This is a genomic window from Streptomyces sp. NPDC005761 (assembly GCF_040630635.1).
Lineage (GTDB): Bacteria > Actinomycetota > Actinomycetes > Streptomycetales > Streptomycetaceae > Streptomyces.
In genome coordinates this window covers 24,879-51,573 of record NZ_JBEXXX010000035.1, presented here as the reverse complement: position 1 = coordinate 51,573, position 26,695 = coordinate 24,879, and the positions used below count along the sequence as shown (strand labels likewise).

Here is a 26,695-nt window from a genome sequence, read left to right as displayed (position 1 = left end):
CCGGTATGACCTCCCCCCTCACCTCTCGGTTCCCGTACGCGAAAGGGCCCGACGGCAGCCGTCGGCTCGGCTACGGCGCCGACTACAACCCCGAGCAGTGGCCGCGGGAGGTGTGGGAGGAGGACGTCCGGCTGATGCGCGAGGCAGGGGTCAACATCGTCTCCCTGGCGATCTTCTCCTGGGCCCGGATCCAGCCCACCGCCGACACCTGGGACTTCGGCTGGCTGGACGAGGTGATGGACCTGCTGCACGCCGGAGGCATCGGTGTCGACCTGGCCACGGCCACGGCTTCACCGCCGCCCTGGCTCACCACCGCGCACCCGGAGATCCTGCCGGTGACCGCGACCGGCGAGACCGTGTGGCCGGGCGCCCGCCAGCACTGGCGCCCCACGTCCCCCGTCTTCCGGGAGCACGCCCTGCGTCTCGTCGAAAAGCTGGCGACGCGCTACGCGGACCACCCCGCGCTCGTCGCCTGGCACGTCAGCAACGAACTGGGCTGTCACAACGTCTACGACTTCTCCGACGACGCCGCACATGCCTTCCGCGCCTGGCTGCGCCGCCGGTACACCACGCTGGAGGCCCTCAACCACGCCTGGGGCACCGCCTTCTGGTCGCAGCGCTACAGCGACTGGGGCCAGATCCTGCCTCCGAGGCTGGCCGCCTCACATCCCAACCCCACGCAGCAGCTCGACTTCAAGCGCTTCTCGTCGGACGCGCTCAAGGTCCATCTTCTGGCCGAACGCGAGCTACTGGGCGAGCTCACCCCCGGCGTGCCCGTCACCACCAATTTCATGGTGATGAGCGGTATCAAGGGCATGGACTACGCGGACTGGGCCGACGCCGTCGATTTCGTGGCCAACGATCACTATGTGATCCCCGGGCCGCAGGACCGTGACGAGCTGTCGTTCTCCGCCAATCTGACGAGCGGCATCGCCGGCCACCGCCCGTGGTTCCTGATGGAGCACTCCACCAGCGCGGTGAACTGGCAACCCGTCAATGTGGCCAAGCGTCCGGGCGAGCTGGCCCGCGACTCGCTTCTGCACGTGGCACACGGCGCCGACGCCGTGTGCTTCTTCCAGTGGCGTCAGTCGGCGGCCGGCGCGGAGAAGTACCACTCCGCGATGGTTCCGCACGCCGGTGCCGACAGCGAGCTCTTCCGGTCGGTGGTGGACCTCGGCGGGACACTGGAGGCCCTCGCTCCGATCGCGGGCACCGAGCGTGAACCCGCCCGGGTGGCCGTTCTCTTCGACTGGGACTCGTGGTGGGCCGCAGAGCACGACTCCCACCCCACCTCACGACTCGACTACCACCGCGAGGCCCTCGACTGGTACTCCGCACTGCTGCGTCTGGGCATCCGCGCCGACATCGTGCCCGCCCACCGCACCGACCTCTGCGCGTACGACGTCGTGATCGCCCCGGTCCTGCACATGGTGTCGCAGACGGCCGCCAAGAACCTCACCCGGTACGCCGAGAACGGCGGCCACCTCGTCACGACGTACTTCTCGGGCATCGTCGACGAGAACGACCACATCTGGCTCGGCGGCCACCCCGGCGCGCTGCGCGAGCTGCTGGGCATCCGGATCGAGGAATTCGGGCCGCTGCTGGACGGTGAAACCGTCGACCTCGGCCTCGAACTGCCCGACGGCACCGCCACCGGGAGCCTGTGGACCGACCGGATCGATGTCACCGGGCCGGACGTCGCGGTCCTCGCGCGCTACCGCACGGGTGCGTACGCGGGGCGGCCGGCGGTCACCCGCCGCAGCACCGGCGGTGGCACGGCCTCCTACGTCTCCACGCGCCTCGGCGTCGAGGGTCTCGCGGGACTGCTGCCCTCTCTGCTCGCGCCGGCGGAGGTCACGAGTGAGCTACCGCAGGCGGCGCACGGGGCTGTGGAGCTCGTGGTGCGTCGCGACGCGCACAACCGCTACCTGTTCCTGGTCAACCGGGGCGGGACTCCGGTCGACCTGCCGGCGATGGCCGGTGAGGTGCTGGTCGGCCCGGCCGCCGACGAAGGGCTTGTCGTGCCGCCGCGCGAGGTCGTGGTCCTGCGGCAGCAGGTACCGGGGAGCGTCGGCGCGGAGCACGGTCGCCCCATCGGGTGACGCTCGCCGAAAGGCCCGGGGCGGGGGGCCGCATCGGTGAGCTGCCGTCCTGGGCCTGCGCCCCGGCGTGACGGGGGCGGGGGCCAGCCGGACCGGGAGGGGGGATGCCCTGATGGACTGCGGCGGTGTGGTGTCGGGCACAGGCGGCCCTCGCCGCCGGTGCGCCCCGCTCGCCCGTCACCGCCCGGCGCCGGGCCCGGTGGGGGCGGGCGGCCGCTGACGCCGTCGGGCCGCCCCGGGGGCAGTGACGCAGATCTCTACCCCGGGAGCCCGTCCGGCTGGCACTGTGGTCGGGTCCTCGGGGGACACCGACTGCCGGCCGACCGAACGAGATGCCATGACCGCGACTGCTGCCGCAACCACCACCCCTGCCCGCCGCCGCGCGCGGACCGGCGGGCCCGAGGACGGCTCCAAGCTGCTGGAGAACGTCCTGGGCTGGACGCTCGTCGTCGTGATCGCCATGTTCGTCACGCAGCTCGGCCTCATGTGACCCGCGTCCCTTTCCGGAAGTGAAGGGGGCGGGAGGCCCGCCCGGCCTGCCGCCCCCTTCACGCCTGCCGCGACGACGTCAGTCGATCGCCTTGATCAGCTCGCCATCAGTCGTGTCTCCGCTGAGCTCCCAGAAGAAGGTGCCTCCCAGACCCTGCTGGTTCTTGTACGCCATCTTGGTGCCGATGGTGGCCGGGGTGTCGTAGCTCCACCAGTCGGTGCCGCAGTGCGCGTACGCCGTACCGGCGACGGTGCCCGTCGTGGGGCAGCTGTTCCTCAGCACCTTGTAGTCCTCGATGCCCGCCTCGTACGTGCCCGGGGCCGCACCGGTCGCCGTACCGCCGGGCTCGTCCTGGGTGACGCCCGTCCAGCCGCGGCCGTAGAAGCCGATGCCGAGCAGCAGCTTCGAGGCAGGAACGCCCTGCGCCTTCAGCTTGTCGATGGCCGCCTCACTGTTGAAGCCCTCCTTGGGGATGCCCGTGTAGGAGGTGAGCGGGGAGTGGGGGGCCGTCGGGCCCTTCGCGTCCCAGGCGCCGAAGAAGTCGTACGTCATCGGGTTGTACCAGTCGACGTACTTCGACGCGCCACCGTAGTCGACGGCGTCGAGCTTGCCGCCCTCGGAGCCGTCCGCGCTGATCGCCGAGGTGACCAGAGCGTCCGTGCCGAACTCGGTGCGCAGGGCGGACAGCAGGTTGCCGTAGGCGTCACGACCGCTGGTGTCGCAGGTGAGACCACACGCGTTCGGGTACTCCCAGTCGATGTCGATGCCGTCGAAGACATCGGCCCAGCGCGGGTCCTCCACCAGGTCGTGACAGGACTTGGCGAACGCGGCCGGGTTCTGTGCCGCCTCGCCGAAGCCGCCGGACCAGGTCCAGCCGCCGAACGACCAGATGACCTTGAGGTCGGGGTGCAGCTTCTTCAGCTTGCGCAGCTGGTTGAAGCTGCCCCGCAGCTCCTGGTCCCAGGTGTCCGCGACCCCGTCGACGGACTGGTCGGCGGTGTAGGCCTTCTCGTAGTCGGCGTAGGAGTCACCGATGGTGCACTTGCCGCCCTGGACGTTGCCGAAGGCGTAGTTGATGTGGGTGAGCTTGTCGGCCGAACCGGAGGTCTCGATGTTCTTGACGTGGTAATCGCGCTGGTAGACACCCCAGTTGGTGAAGTATCCGACCACCTTGCTGCCGGCCGCTGTGGGGGCGGCCGGTGCTGCTGCCGGTGCGGCGGCCCGCTGGGCGGCGGGGGCCGCTCCGGCCGGCCCGGTGCCCGCGACGCCCAGCAGGGCGGCGCCCAGGGCGGCGGTACAGGCCACAGCGGCGAGAGCCCGCGGACGGGCCCACGGGCGACGAAGTCCGGTCATGGTTGCTCCTCGTGGGGGAGGGGACGTGCCAGTGGACGACCGGCTTCCGGCGGACGTGCGAATTTGGCATGAACGCGGAAAGCCGGTTGGCCGAAACCGTAGATGGACTAGACCAGTTGGGTCAATGGTTCGGACCAGTTCCCGTGATCGTCCCGGCCGTCACCACCGCTTTCCGGGCGTGATCTGTCAACCGGTGACGGATACCGTCCGATCGGGCATACTCAAGCCGCCACAGCCGCCTGCCTGCGCCTCTCGTAATCCGGGAGGGCAACATCGGCTGGGCAGCAGTGTTTTCCGGGCATCGTCCGGAGATCCCCCCGGCGGCGCCGCTCACACCCCGCGCGCGCGACCGCCGCAACGCCCGACAGGGAGGAGAGCGCCGTCATGTCCGACCGTGCCCCGCAATCGGTGGAACGCCGTCTGCCCACCGAGGAGTCCAGGCAACTCGTCGCGCTCGTCCGTGACATCGCCCAGCGGGAGATCGTGCCGCGGGCAGCCGAGGAGGAGGACGCGGGCCGTTTCCCGCGCGAGATCTTCACTCTGCTCTCCGAATCAGGCCTGCTCGGCCTGCCCTACGACTCCGCCCACGGCGGTGGGGACCAGCCGTACGAGGTCTACCTCCAGGTACTCGAAGAACTCGCCGCGGCCCGGCTCACCGTCGGACTCGGCGTCAGCGTCCACTCCCTCGCCTGCCACGCGCTGGCCGGCTACGGCACGAAGGATCAGCAGACCGAACACCTTCCGGCGATGCTCGGGGGCGGCCTGCTGGGCGCCTACTGCCTCTCCGAGCCCGCCTCGGGCTCCGATGCCGCCTCGCTGCGGACCAAGGCCGTACGGGACGGTGAGGACTGGGTCATCACCGGCACCAAGGCGTGGATCACCCACGGCGGCATCGCCGACTTCTACACGGTCCTGGCCCGCACGGGGGTCGAGGGCCCCCGCGGGATCACCGCCTTCCTCGTCCCCGGCGACGCCGCGGGTCTGAGCGCCGCCGTCCCCGAGAAGAAGATGGGGATGAAGGGCTCACCCACCGCCCAGCTGCACTTCGACGGAGTGAGGATCCCCGACGCGCGCCGGATCGGTGACGAGGGGCAGGGCTTCGCGATCGCCCTGTCCGCGCTCGACTCGGGCCGGCTGGGCATCGCCGCCTGTGCCATCGGTGTGGCCCAGGCCGCGATGAACGAGGCCGTCGCGTACGCCACCGGGCGCCGGCAGTTCGGCCGTCCCATCGCGGACTTCCAGGGCCTGCGGTTCATGCTCGCCGACATGGCCACACAGATCGAGGCGGGCCGCGCGCTCTACCTGGAGGCCGCCCGGCTGCGCGACGCGGGCAGCCCCTTCTCGCGGCAGGCGGCCATGGCCAAGCTCTTCTGTACGGACGCCGCGATGCGCGTCACCATCGACGCCGTCCAGGTGCTCGGCGGATACGGCTACACGCTGGACTTCCCCGTCGAGCGGCTGATGCGTGAGGCGAAGGTGCTGCAGATCGTCGAGGGCACCAATCAGATCCAGCGGATGGTCATCGCCCGCCACCTCGCGGGTCCTGAGACGCGCTGACCCGCAGCAGCCGGTCCGACCACACCGGCGTCGTCATGATCCGGTTCCACTCCTGGTCATGGCGGCCCGGCAGGGTCCTGCCGGTGCTCTCCCAGTGCTGGAGCAGCGCCCGGTAGATGGGCGGATCGGTCGAGTGGGGCGCCGATCGCGGTGCAGGGCCCGGCGAATTCGACGGTGCCGGCGAGGGGCGGGACTGCGGAACCGATTCTTCGGAGGCCGGAGCGGCGAGACGGCGGCGGCCGGGGCCGGCCGTGGAGTGCAGCAGGGTCATGCCGGGCCAACGGCGCGATGCCGGGCCGGGTCACTGCCCGGCCGATGCGAGCGCCTGTTCGGCACGTCCTCTTGGCGCGCCGTGACCGGCCGGGGGCGGCGGACTGCCCGCGGCTCCGGCGGGGGCCGTGGTGCGGGCAGCCGGGCTCATCGCCCCCGGGCGGCGGGTCTCAGGCGGCGTCGCGACGCAGCTGGTGGGGCACCCGGAGCGGGCGCGAGCCCGAACCCCCGGCGTGCGAGAACGGTTGCATCCTCCAGTCGAGCCCCTGAGGGAGCGTCAGCAGCAGCGCCGTCTCCTGCTCCTGGGCGCCGGCCGACTCGTCGGCGGGCCGGGCCTCGGACGCGGCACGTCCGGTTCCGGCGCACACCGTCAGGACGAACGGGTTCCACGGCGTGGGGCACAGCGCGTGCTCCGGCAGTACGTCCTCGTCCGCCAGGAGCGCGATGGGCTGCGCGCAGTCCGGGCAGACGACCCGGTACATCTCGAACATGTCGTACGCGTCGGGAGCGGTGTCCTCGAAAGGATCAACGGGCTCCGGTTCGGTACGTCCGGTGAGCTTCAGGCTCTGCATGGGAAATTCCCCCCTCGGGTGGGCCGACAAGGCGCCGCGGCCTCGACCACAGCAAGCACTTCCCGTCGCACCTCCGCCGTAACCGCGAGGGGCTCGGCTACCGGCGCGTAAACCTGTGGCATTGGTCACATGCCGCTCGCAGGTGCCCTTCACGGGCCCTCCACGACTGTGCCTGGAGGGCCCGGGGCCATAGATTGATCCATATGGAGGAGCTGGACCGACAAATCGTGGAGTTGCTCGTCAAGGACGGGCGGATGAGCTACACCGACCTGGGCAAGGCCACCGGCCTGTCCACCTCGGCCGTTCATCAGCGCGTCCGCAGGCTGGAACAGCGCGGGGTGATCCGGGGCTATGCCGCGGTCGTCGACCCCGAGGCCGTCGGCCTGCCGTTGACCGCGTTCATCTCGGTGAAGCCCTTCGACCCGAGTGCGCCGGACGACATCGCGGAGCGGCTCGCCGGCGTCCCGGAACTGGAGGCCTGCCACAGCGTCGCGGGCGACGAGAACTACATCCTCAAGGTGCGGGTGGCGACCCCACTGGAGCTGGAGCACCTGCTCACCCGGATCCGCTCGCTCGCCGGCGTCTCCACCCGCACCACCGTGGTCCTCTCCACGCCCTACGAGGCGCGCCCGCCGCAGATCTGACGCCCTCACCCGCCGCCGTTCGCGGGTGAGGCCGTAAGGGGGGCCGCGCGCCGCGCGGACCCCGGCAGGCGGGAGACTGGTGCCCATGACCGAGAGCACCGCCCCCCAGAGCGAACACCGCACCGTGCTGCTGCGCGGTGGAGACGTCCACAGCCCCGCCGACCCCTTCGCGACCGCCATGGTGGTCGAACGCGGGCATGTCGTGTGGGTGGGCTCCGAAGGGGCCGCCGACGCCTTCGCGAGCGGTGTCGACGAAGTCGTCGACCTCGACGGGGCCCTGGTCACTCCCGCGTTCACCGACGCGCACGTCCACACCACCTCGACCGGTCTGGCCCTCACCGGTCTCGACCTCTCGGGCGCCCGCACCCTCGGCGAGGCCCTTGCCCTCGTGCGGACGTACGTGGCGGCGCACCCCGCCGACCGGGTGGTCCTGGGCCACGGCTGGGACGCCACGCGCTGGCCGGAGCAGCGCCCGCCCACGCGCGGCGAACTGGACGCGGCCGCCTCCGGGCGGCCGGTCTATCTGCCCCGGATCGACGTGCATTCGGCGGTCGTCACCACGGCCCTGCTCGATCTCGTCCCCCACATCGCCTCGATGGGCGGCTACCGGCCCGACGCGCCGCTGACGGGTGCCGCCCACCACGCGGTGCGCGCGGCCGCCCACGGTGCCGTCTCGCCCCGCCAGCGTGCCGACGCCCAGCGTGCCGCGCTGGCCCACGCGGCGTCCCTCGGGATCGGTTCCGTCCACGAATGCGGTGGCCCGGACATCTCCGACGAGGACGACTTCACTTCGCTGCTGAAGCTGGCGGCCGCCGAGCCGGGGCCGCGGGTCTTCGGCTACTGGGCCGAGCAGGTCGGCAGCGAGAAGGACGCCCGGCGTGTGCGGGAGCTCGGTGCGGTGGGCGCGGCGGGGGACCTCTTCGCCGACGGGTCGCTGGGCTCCCACACCGCCTGCCTCCACGAGCCGTACGCCGACGCACCGGTCACGGGCGCCGCCCATCTGGATGCCGCGCAGATCGCCGCCCATGTCGCCGCCTGCACCGAGTCCGGGCTTCAGGCGGGCTTCCACGCCATCGGCGACGCCGCTCTCTCCGCCGTCGTCGACGGCATCCGGGCGGCCGCCGGGAAGGTCGGCCTCGGGCGGGTGCGGGCCGCCAGGCACCGGGTCGAGCACGCGGAGATGCTCACGCCCGAAACCGTGGCCGCCTTTGCCGAGCTCGGCCTCACCGCCTCGGTCCAGCCCGCTTTCGACGCCGCCTGGGGCGGTGAGGAGGGCATGTACGCCCGCAGGCTCGGTGCCGGGCGGTCGAGGACCCTGAACCCGTACGCGGCGCTCCTGCGGGCCGGTGTGCCCCTCGCGTTCGGCTCGGACAGTCCGGTGACCCCCCTGGACCCGTGGGGGACCGTGCGGGCCGCCGCGTTCCACCGGACACCCGAACACCGGATCTCGGTACGGGCCGGCTTCACCGCCCACACCAGGGGCGGCTGGCGGGCCGTCGGCCGTGATGACGCGGGCACGCTGGTGCCGGGTGCCCCTGCCGACTACGCGGTCTGGCGCACCGAGGAACTCGTGGTCCAGGCCCCGGACGACCGGGTGGCCCGCTGGTCCACGGATCCCAGGTCGGGAACGCCGGGGCTGCCGGATCTCAGCCCCGGGGCCGAGCTCCCGGTCTGCCTGCGCACGGTTGTCTTCGGACAAACTGTCTACGTACGGCCGAACGAGTGACGTCGGGACATTTCGTACCGCCGATCGAAGTCGCCCTCGTTCTGCCACGACCTGGGGATCTTCGGGACTGACCAGGCAAGTTCGGTAAACGGTGCAGGTCAGGCAACTATTGACAGAATGCGCCCACAGGCCGGTAGGTTCGGCCGAGTCCACCACAGGACGTCCGACCGGTTAAACCTCCACGCAGTCGTCGAACGCCGCTGGGTCATGGGGTGGTGTGCCGCACCGGCGCACCACCCCTGACAGCCAGGTTCAGCGCCCGCGCCTCGGGGGCGAGGGAAGGTTTCAGCCGGTTGGAGGGTGCGACCCGGGTGGGGCCCGGACGTTCAGTAGACAACGGCTCTAGGTCGACCCGCAGCCGGCGGGTCCCAGGTCGGCCCGAAGGGCGCCGGGCCCCGATCCGCAGTTCTGTCCGCACTTCCGCTCTTCTGTCCGCCGTCGCCTCCCACGCCGCCCGACCGCGTCGGTCGGCGCGCGCGCCGCGCTCGATATGGTGTGCATCTGCGTACGGACTTAAGGGGCAGTAAGTGAACGACGGCGGTCAGAGGCGATACGGCCCGCTCGGCAGAGCTCTGGTGATCATTCCGACCTACAACGAGGCCGAGAACATCAAGCCGATCGTCAGCCGGGTGCGCGCCGCCGTGCCGGAGGCTGACATTCTGGTCGCCGACGACAACAGCCCGGACGGCACCGGAAAGCTCGCCGATGAACTCGCCGCGGCCGACGACCAGGTCCACGTGCTGCACCGCAAGGGCAAGGAGGGACTCGGCGCGGCCTACCTCGCCGGGTTCCGCTGGGGCATCGACCACGACTACGGCGTCCTCGTCGAGATGGACGCCGACGGCTCCCACCAGCCCGAGGAACTGCCCCGCCTGCTCACCGCCCTCAAGGGCGCCGATCTCGTGCTCGGCTCCCGATGGGTCCCGGGCGGCCGGGTGGTCAACTGGCCCAAGTCCCGCGAGATGATCTCCCGCGGTGGCAGCACGTACTCCCGGCTGCTGCTCGGACTGCAGACACGGGACGTCACCGGCGGTTACCGGGCCTTCCGCACCGAGACGCTGCAGGGCATCGGCCTGGACGAGGTCGCCTCCCAGGGATACTGCTTCCAGGTCGACCTGGCCCGCCGCGCGATCGAGGCCGGTTTCCACGTGGTCGAGGTCCCGATCACCTTCGTGGACCGGGAGATCGGTGACTCCAAGATGAGCCGCGACATCCTGGTCGAGGCGCTCTGGCGCGTGACCGCGTGGGGTGTCACCACGCGTACGAACCGGGTGTTCGGCCGCCGGACCCCCTGACCCGGGCCGCGCGGGCCTCTGTCACCCCCTTACCCCGTCCGGACGCCGCTCCAGGCACACTGGGGGCATGACGACCGGCACACCGCCCCCGACCGCCCGCAGGCGCTCGCGCGCCCGGACCTTCGTACCTCTCGCCATCGCCGCCTGGGCGGTGCTGGAGATCTGGCTGCTCATCGTGGTGGCGGACGTGGCAGGCGGGTTCACCGTGCTGTTGCTCCTGGCCGCGGGGGTCGTCCTGGGGGCCGTGGTGATGAAGCGGGCCGGCCGCCGCGCCTTCCGCAATCTCACCGAGACGCTCCAGCAGTCGCCCGGGCAGCCGGGTGCCGGTGGATCGACGCCCGCCCCTGCGAGCACCCGGGGGAACGGCTTCCTGATGCTCGCCGGGCTGCTGATCATGATCCCCGGGGTGATCTCGGATGTGGCCGGCCTGCTGCTCCTGGTGCCGCCGGTCAGGTCGGCACTCAGCAGGTATGCGGAGAGCTCACTCGAACGGCGGATGAGGGCGGCGGGTCCCGGCAGCCTCTCGGACGCCTTCCAGCAGGCCCGGATGCACCGCCCGGACGGGAAGGTCGTCCAGGGCGAGGTGATCCGGGAGGAGCCCTCCCGTCCGGACGACAACCCGCGCCCGCCGCTGACGCCGTAACCTACGCCCAACACAGAGCCGCGGGCCGCGACACACAAGGTGTCGCGGCCCGCGGCTCTGTCTCGATGCTGTGCTACGCGGTCAGGCAGACTTTCTGCTGTCCCGCGGATGCACGGCGATGTTCATGGCGCCGGAGCGCAGAACCGCCAGCCTCTCGGCCAGCACCTCCTCAAGCTCCTCGCGTGTGCGCCGCTCCATGAGCATGTCCCAGTGCGTACGCGCAGGCTTGCCCTTCTTCTCCTCGGGGCCATCCCCGTCCACCAGGAGTGCCTGGGCGCCACACGCCTTGCACTCCCACTCCGGCGGAATTTCCGCCTCTACCGAGAACGGCATCTCAAATCGATGTCCGTTCTGGCATGCGTACTCCACCGCCTGGCGCGGGGCCAGATCGATGCCGCGGTCCGTCTCGTAGCTGGTAACCACGAGTCGCGTGCCGCGGAGAGCTCGCTCACTCATGAATCGTGCCTCCCGGGCTTGTCGCCCACAGGACAAATGTCGCTGTCGTCGTCATCCGGTCAACGTCCGGTCGGCGGCAAAGATTCCCGTTGCCGGTCATGCGTCGCCCGTCGTGCCGCTGCTTTTTCAGGTTTGCGAGTGTTGAAGTACCCGCCAATGCCCGGTTTGTCACATCTGGCGGAAGTTGTCACCCAACGGTTTGGATTCTTCCACTCGCAGTAACGGTCCTCCGGGCAGGCCAAAGGCGTACACTACCGGCCTTTCACTTCAACGTCTAAATCCGTTCGGGAACAGGGTTCCCGGCGGCCGCCACCGCCTGCCGCACCGGCACCCTCGCGAGCAGCACGGAACCGACCACGAAGAAGACCACCAACGAGATGATCGCATCCCGATAACTGCCGGTCAGCTGGTACGCGAGCCCGAACACCAGTGGCCCCAGCCAGCTCAGTCCGCGGTCGCTCATCTCGTACGCGGAGAAGTACTCCGCCTCCTTCCCGCGCGGCACCAGATGCGAGTAGAGGGACCTGGAAAGCGCCTGGCTGCCGCCGAGGACGAGGCCGATCGCCGCGGCCAGCGCGTAGAAGAAGACCGGCGAGTCGGCGGGCAGGAAGTAGCCGGCGACCAGGATGAGCGTCCAGACCACGAGTGAGCCCAGGATCGTGTGCTTCGCGCCGTGGACGCGCGCCATGCGTCCCATTCCGAGCGCCCCGGCGACCGCCAGCACCTGGACCAGCAGTACAGCCGTGATCAGCGTCGTCTGGCTCAGGCCCAGTTCCTCGGAGCCGTACACGGACGCCTGGGAGATGACCGTCTGCACACCGTCGTTGTAGACGAGGTACGCCAGCAGGAAAGAGAGAGTGAGCGGGTGACGGCGCATGTCGCGCAGGGTTGCCATCAGCTGCCCCCACCCGGATCCGACCACCTCGCCGCCGCCGGCCCCGGTGTTCCGGTCGCGCAGCCGGCGCAGCGGGATGACGGTGAACGCGCCCCACCAGACACCGGCGGAGGCAAGACAGATCCGCACGGCGTCCGACTCCGAGAGGCCGAACGAGTCGTGGCCGGTGTACAGGATCAGATTGAGGACGAGGACCAGTGCGCCCGAGGTGTAACCGAACGCCCAGCCGCGGGAGGAGACCGCGTCGCGTTCGTCGGGCTCCGCGATCTGCGGCAGATAGGCGTTGTAGAGCACCATCGACACCGAGATCGAGGCGTTCGCCACGATGAGCAGGAAGGCGCCGAGCAGATAGCGGTGGCCGTCCAGGAAGAACATCGCAGCCGTCGCGGTGGCACCCGTGTAGGCCGCTGCCGCGAGGAGGGGCTTCTTGCGGCCCGTACGGTCGGCCGCGGCGCCGGCCATCGGCATGAGGATCACGGCGAGGACGAGGGAGGCCGAGATCGTGTACGCGAACAGCGATCCCGCGCGGACCGGGATGCCCAGCGGATGGACGTAGCCCTCGGCGTCGGCGGCGGCCTTGGCGACCGACGTCAGATACGGCCCCAGGAACACCGTGACGACGCTCGTCGAGTAGACGGAGCACGCGAAGTCGTAGAAATACCAGCCACGCTGCTCACGGCGCCGGGCGTCGGGGCCGTTCGCCCCGGCGGGGCCGTCCGCCGGCTCGGCGGTGTCCGTGGTCTCGGCGCTCATTGCGCACCCCTCGTCTCTCCCCGTGGAGACGTGACCGGGCCGGCGTCAGGGCCAGGCCCCCCGCTCGCTCAGCACCGTGCGCAGCGTCTCGATGTGATCGGTCATGATGCCATCCACTCCGAGGTCCAGGAGCGCGGTCATCCGCTCCGGCTCGTTCACCGTCCAGACGTGCACCTGGAGGCCGCGCGCGTGTGCCTCCCGCACGAAGCGCCGGTCGACGACGCGCACGCCGCCCTGCGTCTCCGGAACCTGTGCGCAGACCGCGCCGGCGCGCAGCGCCGCCGGGATCCCGTACGAGCGCAGGCGCAGCCCCAGGACGCCTCGGACACCGTAGGAGGTGGCGAGCCGGGGGCCCGCCAGCCGGTGCGCCGCGGCCACCCGTGCCTCGGAGAAGGAGCCGACGCACACCCGGTCCCAGGAGTCCGTCCGGCGGATCAGCTCCACGAGCGGTGCGAGCGCCGGCCCGGCCTTGATGTCCACGTTCCAGCGGGCCTCGGGGAATGTCTCCAGGAGTTCCTCGAACAGCGGCAGCGGCTCACGCCCGGCCACGCGGGCCCGTCGTATCTCGCTCCACGGCAGCTCCGCTATCCGGCCCCGGGAATCGGTGACCCGGTCCAGGGTGGAGTCGTGGAAGGCGACCAGTCGGCCGTCCGCCGAGGCGTGCACATCGGTCTCGAAGTACCGGTACCCGGCATCTGCGGCGCGGCGGAAGGCGGCCGCCGTGTTCTCGATCCCGTCCGCCGCCCCGCCCCGGTGGGCGAACGCGAGAGGGGCGGGGTGGTCCAGATAGGGGTGGCGTACGGAAGTCACCGCCGCAGTATGGCCTGCCCGGATGTCCGGGCGGCAGCCGTGGTGCCCCCGTCGTCCGTGGACGCGAAGAAGCGCAGGAAGAACTGGGCGAGCGGGCCGATGGCCAGGGCGTACAGGACCGTACCCACGCCGAGGGAGCCGCCGAGCAGGAACCCGGTCACCACGACCGCCACCTCGATCGCCGTGCGGACGAGCCGGATCGACCGGCCGGTCCGCCGGTGGAGACCGGTCATCAGCCCGTCCCGCGGCCCGGGACCGAACCGGGCGGCAATGTAGAGCCCCGTCGCCACGCCGTTGAGGACGACCCCCGCCACCATCGCCCCGGCCTGTGCGGGCAGCCCGTGCACCTCGGGGACGAGGGCCAGCGTGCCGTCCATCGCGAGACCGACGACGAAGACGTTCGAGACGGTGCCCAGGCCCGGCCGCTGCCGGAGCGGAATCCAGAGCAGCAGCACGATCGCACCGACGATGATCGAGACGACGCCGATGCTGATCCCGGTGCGCTCGGCGAGCCCCTGGTGCAGTACTCCCCAGGGCTCCAGGCCGAGTCCGGCGACAACCAGCAGAGCGGAACTCGCCCCGTACAGCGCCAGGCCCGCGTAGAGCCGGATCAGCCGCCGGGTGAGGTGAGCCCCGCGCGGCACGGCGGTGATGGACAAGTGGTGCCCCCTGGTGTGGTGGTTGTGGACTGCTGCATGTCACTCTGTGGCAGGGGATTGGCTGCCAACTATGGCCAATCCGAGGAAGGTGGACTGATTCTCATGGCGCAGTGGACTTCGGCCGTCGGTGCGGCACAGCTCGCCCGGCAGCTCCACGCCCAGCAGCCCCGGCCCGCGGGCCCCGGCACCCGCAGGCCGCCCGCCTATCGTGCGCTCGCCGACGGCATCCGGCTGCTCGTCCTCGAAGGCCGCGTCCCGGTCGCCGCCCGGCTGCCCGCCGAACGTGAGCTGGCACTCGCCCTCTCCGTCAGCCGTACGACGGTCGCCGCCGCCTACGAGGCCCTGCGGGCCGAGGGCTTCCTGGAGTCCCGGCGCGGGGCCGGCAGCTGGACGGCGGTCCCGGCGGGCAATCCGTTGCCCGCCCGCGGACTGGAGCCGCTGCCGCCCGAGGCGCTCGGATCGATGATCGACCTGGGCTGCGCCTCACTGCCGGCCCCCGAGCCGTGGCTCACCCGGGCCGTCCAGGGTGCCCTGGAGGAGCTGACCCCGTACGCCCACACCCACGGCGACTATCCGGCCGGGCTGCCGGCGCTGCGGCAGATGATCGCCGACCGCTACACCGCGAGCGGTATTCCGACGATGCCCGAACAGATCATGGTCACCACCGGGGCGATGGGCGCGATCGACGCGATCTGCCACCTCTTCGCCGGTCGCGGCGAACGGATCGCGGTGGAGTCCCCGAGCTACGCCAACATCCTTCAGCTGATGCGGGAGGCGGGCGCCCGGCTCGTGCCGGTGGCCATGGAGGAGGGGCTCGGGGGCTGGGACATGAACCGGTGGCGCCAGGTGCTGAGGGACGCGGCCCCCCGGCTCGCGTACGTCGTCGCGGACTTCCACAATCCCACCGGCGCCCTCGCCGACGAGGACCGCCGCCGCGCGCTGGTGGATGCCGCCCGCTCGGCCGGCACGGTCCTGGTGGTCGACGAGACGATGAACGAGCTGTACCTGGACGACGACGTGGACATGCCGCGCCGGGTCTGTGCCTTCGACCCGGCCGGCAGCACCGTGCTCACCGTCGGGTCGGCCAGCAAGGCCTTCTGGGCCGGCATGCGCATCGGCTGGGTCCGTGCCGCCCCGGACGTGATCCGCAGCCTGGTGGCCGCGCGCGCCTACGCGGACATGGGGACCCCGGTCCTCGAGCAGCTGGCCGTCAACTGGCTGATGCGTACCGGTGGCTGGGAAGAGGCCGTGCAGATCCGCCGGGAGCAGGCGCGGGACAACCGGGACGCGCTCGTCGCTGCGGTGCGCCGGGAACTGCCGGACTGGGAGTTCGCCGTACCGCGCGGCGGTCTGACCCTCTGGGTGCGCACCGGCGGGCTCTCCGGCTCGCGGCTCGCGGTGGCCGGGGAACGGGTCGGGGTCCGGGTGCCCTCCGGCCCCAGGTTCGGAGTCGACGGGGCCTTCGAGGGCTATGTGCGGCTGCCGTTCACGGTGGGCGGGCCGGTCGCGGACGAGGCGGCCCAGCGCCTCGCCGCCGCCGCCCGGCTGGTCGGTTCGGGGGCGGGCGCGGGGGCGGAGGCGCCCCGTACCTTCGTGGCCTGAGCGCCTGCGGCATACGACGAGGGGCCCGCGGATCCATCGGTCCGCGGGCCCCTCGTCCCTCAACGTCCGGGTCAGTCGCTGAGGGCCAGGCCCTCGATGGCGACGGACGCGGTCACGGTCTCCGCCATCACGGGATCGGGCATGCTCGCCTCGATCGCGGTGCGCCGCTCGGGGAGCAGGTCGAGCACCGCCTGGCGCTGCGCCTCGCTCGTCGCGTCGTCGTACGGATCGGGGGTGGCGGGCACCTGGATGCGCAGGACCGGTCCGGTGCCGAGTCGCGCGTACCCACGGCCGGGCGGGACGTCCGGAGTGGGGGTGGTGTGCGGCTCGAGACCGAGGACGGACTCGATCTGGCCGGGGGAGCAGTGGCCGAGCACGACCCGGGCCCTGGTGTGGGACCGGACGGTGTCGCTCAGGCCGTCCAGGCTGTCGAACTGCTCGGTCATCACCACGGTGACGTTGGCCGCCCTGCCGTGCCGCAACGGGACCTGGAGCAGTTCCTGCGGGTCGGGCCCGCCGTCCGCGGCGGCGAGGTGGCCGAGCACGCTGGGCCGGTCCAGCAGGATCCAGAGGGGGCGCCGGGTGTCCTCCGGGGCGGCCTGACCTGACTGCCGGGCCCGGTTGGCCTCGATCAGCCGGCGCTCCGTCTCGGTGGCCGCCCATTCGAGGGTGGACAGCGCCCCTGCCAGGGCGCATTCGACGGCAAGGACGCCCTCGCGTCCGGTGAAGCACGCGTACTCGCCGGTGCCGCTGCCCTCGATGATCAGGATGTCGCCCTGCTGGAGCGCCTGGAGGGCGATGGAGCGCAGGAGTGTGGTGGTGCCGCTGCCGGGCTGGCCGGCGATCAGCAGATGCGGTTCGGTGGAGCGTTGGCCGGTGCGCCAGACGACGCCGGGCGCGTCCCGGGTCTCGTCGCCGTCGCTCACCGGCACCGTGCGCTGCACCGCGTCGTCGTCGGTGAACCCGAGGACGGTCTCGCCCGGGGCGGTGACGAAGCGCTGGGCGGTGAGAGAGGTGGGCAGGGCGTCGAGCACGTTCATACGGAGCTGGTTGCCCTCCTCGTCCCATGTGAAGAGGTACTCCCGGCCACGGCCCGACTTGGCGTGCAACAACTGTTCGATCCGGGCGCGGGAAGCGGCCTCGCTGTCGGTGAAGTAGGCGGGGTACGTCACACGGAGACTGCTGACCCGGCCGTCGCCGTCGAACGCGTACTCGCTGAAGACCTTGTCCCAGTCGCCCCCGTGGGTGAACAGCGGACTGGGGTCGTCGGACGTCGAGAAGTACGGCACGAGAGCCTCGTACAGGGCCTGCAGGCGCCCGGTCTCCGCCTCGTCCGGGCCGGTCCTGACGGGCGTGCGTTCCCGTCCTTTCCACGCGGCGGCGCCCATCACCGTGACGAGGGCCAGCAGCGGCCCGTACGGGATGAGCGCGACCACGAGCACGCAGGCCGCGACGAGGAACAGCGTGGGACCACGCCGGTCCTTGGGCGTCGCGGCCCACTTCTGCCGTCCTGCACCGGCCAGCAGCCGCAGACCACGAGTGATCATGATCAGCGGATGGAGCACGTCGGTGGCGCTGTCGGCGGCCGTGCGCGCGAACTCTCGACTGCGAGTGATCGAAGCGCTGCCGCTGCTCAGAATGCGGGGGAGTGGTCGCCGGGCCACGTCGGTCTCCTGACGGGGGTGGGAGCGGTAGCGGAGGGTCAGAACTTGATCCCGCCCAGGAGGCCGGCAAGGCTCGCTCCGCCCGCGGTGATGCTCGGTGCGATGGCGGTGCCGGCCAGGTAGAAGCCGAACAGGGCGGTGACGAGGGCGTGCGATGCCTTGAGGCCGTCCTTCCTGAAGAACAGGAAGACGATGATGCCGAGGATGACGACGCCTGACATGGAAAGGATCATGAGTGGTTCTCCTGGTTGGGGGGACAGTCACCATGAGTCCTTCCAAGCTCACCGGAAGTATCTATATGATAAAAGCTGCAATTGGGTGAAAAGTCTGATTGTTCACTGAACTGGCGCACACGGCGGGGCCGGCAGGAGAGGTTTTCGTGGTCCGGCCCGTCTTCGTCGTCACTCGACGTGATCTTTTGCCATGGGTGGGCCGGGGCATGTGCGCGCCCGGGCAGTACCCTGTCGATTCACTCGTACGGCCTACGCGGCGCACGCCCCGGCAGGCCGGCATCAGCGCGAACGGTTAAAGGAAGGCGGTCCCCCGATGAGCGAAACCCCTGATCCCGAGGTGGTCGAGCTGGCGACCAAGGTCTTCGACCTGGCCCGTCACGGCGACGCCGACGCACTGGCGGCCTACGTCGACGCCGGGGTCCCGGTGAACCTCACCAACGACCGGGGCGACTCGCTGCTGATGCTCGCGGCCTACCACGGGCACGCCCCCGCGGTCATCGTCCTGGCCGGCCGCGGCGCCGACCCGGACCGCGCCAACGACCGCGGGCAGACGCCGCTCGCCGGAGCCGTCTTCAAGGGCGAGGACGCGGTGATCAAGGCGCTGCTCGACGCGGGGGCCGATCCGGCGGCCGGAACACCCTCCGCGCTGGACACGGCGCGCATGTTCGACAAGGCCGACCTGCTGGAACTCTTCGGCGCCCGCTGAAGGGGCTTCGCCGTAAATGTGGTCGCGGTGGCGAAATGGCTGGGTCATCATGACGTCGCGGGCCCGATTCGGGCCACCGACGAGAGGCAGAGGAAGATGGTCTACACCAGGCAGAAGACGGCGGTCGGCCGATCATGTCGCTGCGCGGTCTAGTGCCCACCCGGCACGTGGAACTGCACAGTCCCCGGTTGCGTCGACAGCTTGATGTGAGGCTTTTCCCATGTTCGATCCGTTCATAGCGCCGAGCGGCACCCTGCTCGGCCTGCTGCAGAGGGGCCGCGGCGACGGCACGCTCCACGCACTCGCCGCACCACGCCCCGAGGCCCTGGCGGCTCTCAACCACTGCGTCCTGAGCGACCCGCGTCACGACTGGCAGGTGGAGAACCGCTCCCTCTACTACGCACGCCTCTATCTCGACCTGGACGGCGGGATCGAGGAGATCGAGCGGCACCTCTGGGACCCTGACGACCACCTCGACACGGAGGACTCACGGACCGGCCTGGCCCTGGCCGTCCTCGGCCACCTCGCCTCGTACGGCCGCGACGACGCCCTGGCCCTGCTGCGGCGCTACGCCGCGACCGGATCCAACTGGGCCTGGGCCCTGGACGAGCTGGCGCTGCGTGACGACGACGCAGGGCTCCGGTCCCTCGCCGTGCCCGTGCTCGCCCGGTTCCCCGACGACGCCGAGGGCCGGGCCGAGCTGGCCGCCACCGTGCGGGACGCCTTCGAGCCCCGCCCCTGGCGTCTGTGGGCCGACGATCCGCGCCCAACGGTCGGCGCCCGGGTGCGAGCCGCCTCGGAACAGGGCTCGTTCGACCGCTGGCAACGGCAGATGCGACCCGGCGGGCCACGCCCCGGCTGGGGCGTCCGCGCCGTCCTCGACTGGGCCCAGCAAGGGCTCGACCGGGGCAGCGTCCTCCACGTACCGGCAGCCCGCTGCCTCTCCGCCGTGGCCGGACCCGAGGACCGGCCCGCGATCGTCGAGGCCGCCCGCAGCGGTCCCGAAGGCGCCCGCTGCGCCGCGCTGCACTACCTCGCCGCCGAGGTGCGAGACCCGGCCGTGCTCGACCTGATCGAGGCCGCGGCGGTCAGCGCCTCACGCACCGTCGCCGAAGCGGCCGTCGCCGCGTTCGAGCGGATGTGCGGCGAGGCGGCCGTGGAACGTGCGCGCCGCTGGGCCAGGAGGCCCGACGCGCTGGGTGCCTCGGCGGCCGGTGTTCTCGCCGCCCGCGGCGGCCCCCAGGACGCCCCGCTGGTCCTCGGCGCCCTGCGTGACACCGTACGGGGTGAGGGGCCGGACGCACCCCGCTTGTGGACCCTGGTCGACGGCACCGGCCGGCTCGGCATCGTCTGCGCGGCGCCCGTACTGCGCCACGTCTACCGGGAGACCTCTTCCTCCCATCTGCGGGGCAGGGCCGCCCGGGCCCTCGCCGCCACCGACCCCTCCTTCGCCACCGGTTTCGCGGTCGAATGCCTGTGGGACTGCGAGGAGACGACCCGCGAGGTCGCCGCACGCCATGCGGAGACCGGCGACATCAGGGTGGCCGAGCGCCTGCGCAGGCTGGCCGCCGACCCGGCCGAGGAGGCCGAGGTGCAGTCGGCCGTACGCAGCAGGATCGGGCCGGACGCGCCGGCGGTCTGACCGCGTCGGAACCGCCGCGGAAGCCCGCGCAACCGGGAAAACGCAGGAGCGCAGCGCGTCGGGGGCGCGCCGCGCCATACCGCCCGGGGCTCCGCAACCTCCCGCCGCCGGATACCCCTCGCGTCGTGCGCCCCTCCCGAAAGGCCGCGCGCCACTATGGAGGGATGACCGGACGCTGGGAGTTCTGGATCGACCGAGGCGGTACGTTCACCGATGTGGTGGGCCGGGACCCGGAGGGCCGGCTGGTCACCCGCAAGCTCCTCTCGCACGACCCGGACCGCTACCGGGACGCCGCCGTGGCCGGGATCCGCCTGCTGCTGGGACTCGGTCCGGACGAACCGGTCCCCGCCGACCGGGTCGCCGCCGTCAAGATGGGCACCACCGTCGCCACCAACGCCCTGCTGGAGCGGCGCGGAGAACCCACCGTCCTCGTCATCACCGAAGGCTTCCGGGACGCCCTGCGCATCGCGTACCAGAACAGGCCCCGGCTCTTCGACCGCCGCATCCTGCTTCCCGAAGCCGTGTACGAGCGAGTGATCGAGGTCCCCGAGCGCATCGACGCCCAGGGACGGACCGTCAGGCCCCTGGACCGGGCCGCGGTGGCGGAACGGCTGCGTGCCGCGCACGGTGACGGGCTGAGCAGTGCGGCCGTCGTCCTCATGCACGGCTACCGCCACCCGGACCACGAGAAGGCGGTAGCCGACGAGGCCCGTGCGGCGGGGTTCACCCAGATCAGCTGTTCCCACGAGGTCAGCCCGCTGATCAAGCTGGTGCCGCGCGGCGACACCACCGTCGTCGACGCCTACCTCTCACCGATCCTCCGCCGGTACGTCGACACGATCGCCGCCGAACTCGACGGCATCCGGCTGATGTTCATGCAGTCCAACGGCGGTCTGCGCGAGGCCGCCCGGTTCCGGGGCAAGGACGCCGTGCTCTCCGGTCCCGCCGGCGGCGTGGTCGGCATGGCCCGCACCTCCGCGCAAGCCGGATACGACCGGGTCGTCGGCTTCGACATGGGCGGCACGTCCACCGATGTCTCGCACTACGCGGGCGAGTTCGAACGCGAGCTCGGCACCGAGGTGGCGGGCGTGCGGATGCGCGCCCCCATGATGAACATCCACACCGTCGCGGCCGGCGGCGGCTCGGTCCTGCACTTCGACGGCCGTCGTTACCGGGTCGGCCCCGACTCGGCCGGAGCGGCGCCCGGCCCGGCCTGCTACCGCAGGGGCGGGCCGCTGACCGTCACCGACGCCCAGGTCATGCTCGGCCGGATCCAGCCTGCCCATTTCCCCGCGGTCTTCGGGCCGGACGGCGACCTGCCCCTCGACGCGGAGATCGTGCGCAGACGCTTCGAGGCCCTGGCCGACGAGGTCGAACGGGCCAGCGGGACCCGCCGGACCGCTGCCGCGACGGCAGCCGGGTTCCTGGACATCGCCGTGCTCAACATGGCGAACGCGGTCAAGAAGATCTCCGTGCAGCGGGGCCACGACATCACCCGGTACGCCCTCACCGGCTTCGGCGGCGCCGGCGGCCAGCACGTCTGCGCCGTCGCCGACGCCCTCGGCATCGACACCGTGCTCGTGCCCCCGCTGGCCGGGGTGCTGTCCGCCTACGGGATCGGGCTGGCCGACGCGACCGCCATGCGCGAACAGTCCGTCGAGGCACCGCTCGACGCCGCCACCCGGGCCCGCCTGGGCGAACTCTGCGACGCGCTGGCCGCCCGCACCCGGGCCGAACTGCGCGCCGACGGCGTCCCCGACCGCGCGATCAGCACCCGGGCGCGCGTACTCCTGCGGTACGAGGGGACCGACGCGAGCCTCTCCACCGGACTGGACACGGTGGCCGCCATGACCGAGGCGTTCACGGGCGAGCACCGCGCCCGCTACGGCTTCACGATGGAGCGGCCGCTCGTCGTCGAGACGGCCTCCGTCGAGGCCACCGGGGCGGCGGGGGAACACGCGCCGCCGCGGCCGCCCGGACCCGGGCGGGGCGAGGCCACCGCGCCGCGACCCCACGACACGGCGCAGATGTTCGCCGAGGGCCGCCGGCAGGACGCCGCCCTCCACCGCCGGGCGGACCTGCGGACCACGGACACCGTGACCGGCCCGGCCGTCATCGCCGAGGACGGTGCGACCACCGTCGTCGACCCCGGCTGGCAGGCGGCCCTCGCCCCCACCGGCCATCTGCTCCTGACCCGCGCCCGCCCCCGCCCCGCGAGACAGGCCGTCGGCACCCGCGTCGACCCGGTCCTGCTGGAGGTCTTCAACAACCTCTTCATGTCCATCGCCGAACAGATGGGCGTGCGCCTGGCGAACACCGCCCGCTCCGTCAACATCAAGGAGCGGCTCGACTTCTCCTGCGCCCTGTTCGACGCGGACGGCAACCTGATCGCCAACGCACCGCACATCCCGGTGCACCTCGGCTCCATGGGGGAGTCCATCAAGGAAGTGCTGCGCCGCAACGGGGCCACCATGCGGCCCGGCGACGTGTACGCCATCAACGATCCGTACCACGGCGGTACGCACCTGCCCGACGTGACCGTCGTGACACCGGTGTTCGACGAGACGGGCGGCGCTCGGACCTTGCGGTTCCTGGTTGCCTCGCGGGGCCACCACGCCGAGATCGGAGGCATCACACCCGGCTCGATGCCGGCCTTCAGCCGCACCGTCGAGGAGGAAGGAGTGCTCTTCGACAACTGGCTCCTGGTGCGGGACGGCACCTTCCGCGAAGCCGAGACCCGCGACCTGCTCGGCTCCGCCGCGTACCCCTCCCGCGACCCGGACACCAATCTCGCCGACCTCCGCGCCCAGATCGCCGCCAACGAGAAGGGCATCGCCGAACTGCGCCGCATGACCGCTCAGTTCGGCCCCGAGGTCGTCGACGCCTATATGGGCCACGTTCAGGACAACGCCGAGGAGTCCGTGCGCCGCATCGTCGCCGGGCTCCGGGACGGGCATTGCCGGTACGAGACCGACAACGGCGCCGTGATCGAGGTGACGCTGACCGTGGACCGGGACGCCCGGAGCGCTCTCGTCGACTTCACCGGCACCTCACCGCAGCAGCCGGGCAACTTCAACGCGCCCAAGTCCGTGGTCATGGCCGCCGTCCTGTACGTGTTCCGGACCCTGGTGGCCGACGACATCCCGCTCAACAGCGGCTGCCTCACCCCGCTGGAGATCAGGGTCCTCGAAGGCTCGATGCTCGCGCCCGTCCACCCCGCGGCCACCGTCGCGGGCAACGTGGAGACCTCGCAGGCCGTCACGGGAGCCCTGTACGCGGCCCTGGGCGTCCAGGCCGAGGGCTCGGGGACCATGAACAACCTCACGTTCGGTAACGAACGGGTGCAGTACTACGAGACCGTGGCGAGCGGCTCGGGCGCGGGGGAGGACTTCGACGGCACCGACGCCGTACAGACGCACATGACCAATTCGCGGCTCACCGACCCCGAGATCCTCGAATGGCGCTACCCGGTACTCCTGGAGGGCTTCCGGGTACGCGAGGGGAGCGGGGGAGCGGGCCGGCGGCACGGCGGATGCGGAGTGGAACGCCGGATCCGCTTCCTCGAACCCGTCACGGTGGCCCTGCTCACCGGGCACCGCCGTGTCCCGCCGTACGGCATGGCGGGCGGTCGCCCGGGCGCCCTCGGCAGCCAGCACATCGAACACGCCGACGGCGGCAGCACCGCGCTGAAGGGCTGCGACACCGCCGACCTGGACGCCGGGGACGTACTGGTCGTCCGCACCCCCGGGGGAGGGGGGTACGGGACCCCGGACACGACGGGCGACCGGGCACGGGGAGGCCCCCACCGGAGGGCATGACCGACTCCGGGGCAAGCGGCCGCTTCTGCGCCGTTTCGACCGTTGTCAGTCCGAGGACCTAATCTGTGCAGCGTGACTTCGCCTGCCTACACGGAAAACGCTGCGCCCCAGCTCAGCGCGGGGCCGCGGCCCGCACCGGGCCCGGCCGCCGACGAGGGGCTGTCGCGACGGCTGCGCGCGCTCGCCTGCACGGCGCCGCTGCACGACCTCGACGTGCGCAAGGCGAATCTCGCCGGTGAGTACACCGTGTACGCGATGGCCGAGGTCGCCCTCGCGGCGATCGACCACGTCACCCTCAACATGGACTTCGACACCGGAGCCGACCACGACCAGATAGTGGCCAGGCTCCTTCCCCGCGTCGCCGCGCAGGCCCCGCGCCGCCCCGCCGCCGAGCACGAACGGGTCGCCCGCTGGGTGCTGGAGAACCTGATCAACGTCGGCAGCGTGGACCGCGGTTTCCGGGCGGTCTACGGCACCTTCGGACCGGACGGCGTCTACGTCCGCCGGGACTACGACTTCAAGCTGATCGAGGAAGTCCCCGGATACGGCGGCAGCGTCTACCTCCGCGCCACCGACGAGGCGGTCAACGTCCTGGTCGGCGCGCTCGACACGGACGTCACCAGTGCCCAGATCGCCGCCGAGGTGAAGCTGGAGGTCCTGATCAGCCGGGGCCGCCTCGCCGATGCCCAGCTCGCCGCCGAACAGGCCCGTTACCGGACCGTCCAGTACGCGGAAACGCTCCGCAGGACGCTCGACGCGACCCGGCGCAACGTCCGCGCGGTCGACTGGCTCAACGCCGTGCCCGACATGATCGCAGAGGCGCTCGACCACGTCGCCGACCGCTACCGCCACGAGAACGCGATCCTCACCAACATCCGCAAGGCCCGGGACGAGGCCGAGGAGCCCGAGCACAAGAGGCGCGCCGCCGAGCTCGTCGACATCGTCAAGGACTGCATCCGCCGCCACACCCAGCTCCAGTCCCGCCTCCTGGAGGCGGGGCCGCTGTTCCGTGCCGAGCAGGACCGACAGGCCTTCGCCGCACCGGCCGCCCGTACGGGGCTCGACCTGTACGGACAGCTCCTGGCCCCGCTGCTGCCGCTCCCCGTCGAGCAGGGCATCAGGGCCACCGACGCGTTCTTCGCCCGCGGCACGGGGCTGCGCACCCCCACCTCGGTCCGGGTGGGCGACCTGGTCGACATGCTGCTCACCCCGCCGCTCGAACGGGAACACCTGGGCGCCGAGATGCCCGAGCCCGATCTGATCGCCACCCCGGACGACAGCCGCTTCAGCGAGGAGCAGCTGGCCTCCGCCATGGAGCTGCTCGACCTGGAGCACGACGCCCCTCGGCGCCTGTCCGGGCTGCTGGCCGAAGCCCGGCGGCGCGACGCGGAACTGCCCTACCTGGTCGCCCTGCTCGCGGTGCACGCCGCCAGCCCGCCGGTCGGCACCGCCTACCGCCAGGGAGAGCGCCGCCTGCTGTTCTCCGTCGACGACGGCACGCAGCTCGACGACCCCGAGTTCGGCGGCGCCGACCTGATCGTGGGCATGGCCCTGCTCGACGCCGCCGGCATGGTGGCGGACCGATCGGAGGCGACATGAGGACGCCACGGCCCGCCCCGGCGCACCGGGCTTCCGATGCACCGACGCCGCGGCAGGCTCGGGCGGACCGGGCTTCCGGGAGACCGACGCCACGGAACGCCCCGGCGCACCGGGCTGCCGGGAGACCCGGCGCCGCCCCCTCCGGCGCGAGCGCAGGAGCCCGGGCCGGGCACCCCGTACCGAAGACTTCCCGCAACGAGGAGCGACCGTCGTGAGCGACCACCGCGCAGAGCACACCGACGCGTGGAGCGACCCGACCGCCGCGCACCCGGCCGACCGGGCAGCGCCCGGTCATCCCGCCGAGCGCCCCGCGCCCGCCGCGGTCACCCCGGCCGATGCGGCGGACGCCTCCCGTCTCGTCGCCTTCGGACTCCAGCCCAAACTGCTGCCCGCCCGCGACGCCGAGTACGCCGAGCTGCTCCGCCGCTACCGCGAGGAACCGGCCTTCGCCCGGCTCGCCGACGCCGTCGCCACCGGGCTCGGCCTCGTCGTGCTGGAGGTGTCGACCCGGGCCGGAATGGCTGTCACCGCCGGCGAGGACTCGGTCTTCGCCGTGCGCATGGGCGACTACGCCCGGCGGGCCTCCCCGGACTCCGCCGACCGCTTCCTGCACGGACTCGCGCACCTCGCCGTCGCTGCCATGGCCTTCCCGCGCCCCGAGGACCTCGCCGACGACGCGTACATCGGCCGGATCACCGTCAACGGCGTCGACGCGTTCGTACGTCAGGCGTGCCACCGCCTCGAGGAGCGCGCGGACGAACACGGCGACAACACGGACCCGGCCAGTGACACCCCCGGTCTCGAGGCGGGCTGGCGGGTCTACTCCCGGCGCAGCGCCACCGGAGCGACGAAGGACGCACGGCGGCTGGCCGGATCCACGACCGGCATCGTCGGCAAGGCAGTGGCCTTCCTCACCGACTCCGGCTTCCTCCAGCGCACCGGGGACGACGCCGGGGGCGCCTTCCGCACCACGGCCCGCTACCAGCTCCAGGTCCGTGACATGGCAGGAAGCGCCGCCCTGGCGGAGCTCCTGGAGCTCGGCGTGGTGCCGGTCACCGACGGATCCGCCACCCTGCTGCCGCCCCCCGACCCCGACGACCTGGAGCTGGCGGCCGACGCCGGTCTCCCGTTCCACAGCTGACCGGCCCACCACCGCCGAAACCGGTCACCGACCGGCCACGCCACCGACGTCTCCCTCCCGCTCCC

21 protein-coding genes are annotated in these 26,695 nt (G+C 71.9%); 13 read left to right on the top strand and 8 right to left on the bottom strand.

Annotation, left to right across the window (positions count from 1 at the left end; all coding sequences use genetic code 11):
* Positions 1-5 precede the first annotated feature (5 nt).
* Complete coding sequence (locus tag ABZ434_RS26820; RefSeq protein WP_359141953.1) at positions 6-2,102, top strand: beta-galactosidase; 2,097 nt, start codon at positions 6-8, stop codon at positions 2,100-2,102.
* Positions 2,103-2,439: 337 nt separating this feature from the next.
* Positions 2,440-2,592, top strand: coding sequence for an SCO1431 family membrane protein (locus ABZ434_RS26815; protein WP_326735044.1), 153 nt, complete (start codon positions 2,440-2,442; stop codon positions 2,590-2,592).
* A 78-nt stretch (positions 2,593-2,670) separates the two neighbouring features.
* Here ABZ434_RS26815 and ABZ434_RS26810 read toward each other — a convergent pair whose 3' ends face one another.
* Complete coding sequence (locus ABZ434_RS26810; protein ID WP_359141950.1) at positions 2,671-3,945, bottom strand: glycoside hydrolase family 18 protein; 1,275 nt, start codon at positions 3,943-3,945, stop codon at positions 2,671-2,673.
* Between the two features lie 384 nt (positions 3,946-4,329).
* Between ABZ434_RS26810 and ABZ434_RS26805 the strand changes: the two genes are divergently transcribed.
* Complete coding sequence (locus tag ABZ434_RS26805) at positions 4,330-5,502, top strand: acyl-CoA dehydrogenase family protein (RefSeq protein WP_359141948.1); 1,173 nt, start codon at positions 4,330-4,332, stop codon at positions 5,500-5,502.
* A 440-nt stretch (positions 5,503-5,942) separates the two neighbouring features.
* Here the strand turns inward: ABZ434_RS26805 and ABZ434_RS26800 are convergent, their stop codons facing one another.
* Positions 5,943-6,344 carry a hypothetical protein gene (locus tag ABZ434_RS26800; protein ID WP_359141946.1) on the bottom strand — a complete coding sequence of 134 codons (402 nt, stop codon included), beginning with the start codon at positions 6,342-6,344 and terminating at the stop codon, positions 5,943-5,945.
* Between the two features lie 203 nt (positions 6,345-6,547).
* On the opposite strand from ABZ434_RS26800, the gene ABZ434_RS26795 reads away from it, so the two are divergent.
* From ABZ434_RS26795 to fxsA, 4 genes are all read left to right on the top strand, one after another.
* A complete protein-coding gene (locus ABZ434_RS26795) occupies positions 6,548-6,988 on the top strand; it encodes an Lrp/AsnC family transcriptional regulator (RefSeq protein ID WP_024493538.1) in 441 nt (146 codons plus the stop codon).
* Positions 6,989-7,073: 85 nt separating this feature from the next.
* Positions 7,074-8,714: an amidohydrolase gene (locus ABZ434_RS26790; RefSeq protein WP_359141944.1), complete on the top strand. Its 1,641-nt coding sequence runs from the start codon at positions 7,074-7,076 to the stop codon at positions 8,712-8,714.
* Between the two features lie 527 nt (positions 8,715-9,241).
* On the top strand, positions 9,242-10,009 hold the full coding sequence (locus tag ABZ434_RS26785) for a polyprenol monophosphomannose synthase (protein ID WP_359141942.1): 768 nt from the start codon (positions 9,242-9,244) through the stop codon (positions 10,007-10,009).
* 67 nt (positions 10,010-10,076) lie between these two features.
* The gene (fxsA, locus tag ABZ434_RS26780; RefSeq protein WP_359141940.1) at positions 10,077-10,652 is read left to right on the top strand and encodes an FxsA family membrane protein; all 576 of its coding nucleotides are present in this window, start codon (positions 10,077-10,079) and stop codon (positions 10,650-10,652) included.
* A gap of 81 nt (positions 10,653-10,733) precedes the next feature.
* Here fxsA and ABZ434_RS26775 read toward each other — a convergent pair whose 3' ends face one another.
* From ABZ434_RS26775 to ABZ434_RS26760, 4 genes are all read right to left on the bottom strand, one after another.
* Positions 10,734-11,108: an RNA polymerase-binding protein RbpA gene (locus ABZ434_RS26775; RefSeq protein WP_003959706.1), complete on the bottom strand. Its 375-nt coding sequence runs from the start codon at positions 11,106-11,108 to the stop codon at positions 10,734-10,736.
* A 274-nt stretch (positions 11,109-11,382) separates the two neighbouring features.
* Positions 11,383-12,756: an MFS transporter gene (locus tag ABZ434_RS26770; protein ID WP_359141938.1), complete on the bottom strand. Its 1,374-nt coding sequence runs from the start codon at positions 12,754-12,756 to the stop codon at positions 11,383-11,385.
* Positions 12,757-12,801: 45 nt separating this feature from the next.
* On the bottom strand, positions 12,802-13,566 hold the full coding sequence (locus ABZ434_RS26765) for a glycerophosphodiester phosphodiesterase (RefSeq protein WP_359141937.1): 765 nt from the start codon (positions 13,564-13,566) through the stop codon (positions 12,802-12,804).
* Positions 13,563-14,225 carry a hypothetical protein gene (locus ABZ434_RS26760; protein WP_359141935.1) on the bottom strand — a complete coding sequence of 221 codons (663 nt, stop codon included), beginning with the start codon at positions 14,223-14,225 and terminating at the stop codon, positions 13,563-13,565. Before ABZ434_RS26760 ends, ABZ434_RS26765 begins: the two co-directional genes overlap by 4 nt.
* Positions 14,226-14,327: 102 nt before the next feature.
* Here ABZ434_RS26760 and ABZ434_RS26755 point away from each other — a divergent pair, with 102 nt between their 5' ends.
* Entirely contained in the window at positions 14,328-15,827 is a 1,500-nt protein-coding gene (locus ABZ434_RS26755) for a PLP-dependent aminotransferase family protein (protein ID WP_359141933.1), read from the top strand.
* A 71-nt stretch (positions 15,828-15,898) separates the two neighbouring features.
* Here the strand turns inward: ABZ434_RS26755 and ABZ434_RS26750 are convergent, their stop codons facing one another.
* The gene (locus ABZ434_RS26750; RefSeq protein WP_359141931.1) at positions 15,899-17,491 is read right to left on the bottom strand and encodes a hypothetical protein; all 1,593 of its coding nucleotides are present in this window, start codon (positions 17,489-17,491) and stop codon (positions 15,899-15,901) included.
* Positions 17,492-17,529: 38 nt separating this feature from the next.
* Positions 17,530-17,724 carry a hypothetical protein gene (locus ABZ434_RS26745; RefSeq protein WP_018103962.1) on the bottom strand — a complete coding sequence of 65 codons (195 nt, stop codon included), beginning with the start codon at positions 17,722-17,724 and terminating at the stop codon, positions 17,530-17,532.
* 313 nt (positions 17,725-18,037) lie between these two features.
* Here ABZ434_RS26745 and ABZ434_RS26740 point away from each other — a divergent pair, with 313 nt between their 5' ends.
* The 5 genes from ABZ434_RS26740 to ABZ434_RS26720 all read left to right on the top strand — a co-directional run bounded on the left by ABZ434_RS26740 (position 18,038) and on the right by ABZ434_RS26720 (position 26,630).
* Positions 18,038-18,430 carry an ankyrin repeat domain-containing protein gene (locus tag ABZ434_RS26740; RefSeq protein ID WP_359141929.1) on the top strand — a complete coding sequence of 131 codons (393 nt, stop codon included), beginning with the start codon at positions 18,038-18,040 and terminating at the stop codon, positions 18,428-18,430.
* Positions 18,431-18,650: 220 nt separating this feature from the next.
* Positions 18,651-20,072 carry a HEAT repeat domain-containing protein gene (locus ABZ434_RS26735; RefSeq protein WP_359141927.1) on the top strand — a complete coding sequence of 474 codons (1,422 nt, stop codon included), beginning with the start codon at positions 18,651-18,653 and terminating at the stop codon, positions 20,070-20,072.
* Between the two features lie 164 nt (positions 20,073-20,236).
* Entirely contained in the window at positions 20,237-23,890 is a 3,654-nt protein-coding gene (locus tag ABZ434_RS26730; RefSeq protein WP_359141926.1) for a hydantoinase B/oxoprolinase family protein, read from the top strand.
* 72 nt (positions 23,891-23,962) lie between these two features.
* The gene (locus ABZ434_RS26725; protein ID WP_359141925.1) at positions 23,963-25,489 is read left to right on the top strand and encodes a hypothetical protein; all 1,527 of its coding nucleotides are present in this window, start codon (positions 23,963-23,965) and stop codon (positions 25,487-25,489) included.
* 211 nt (positions 25,490-25,700) lie between these two features.
* The gene (locus ABZ434_RS26720) at positions 25,701-26,630 is read left to right on the top strand and encodes a hypothetical protein (protein ID WP_359141923.1); all 930 of its coding nucleotides are present in this window, start codon (positions 25,701-25,703) and stop codon (positions 26,628-26,630) included.
* Positions 26,631-26,695: the final 65 nt, after the last annotated feature.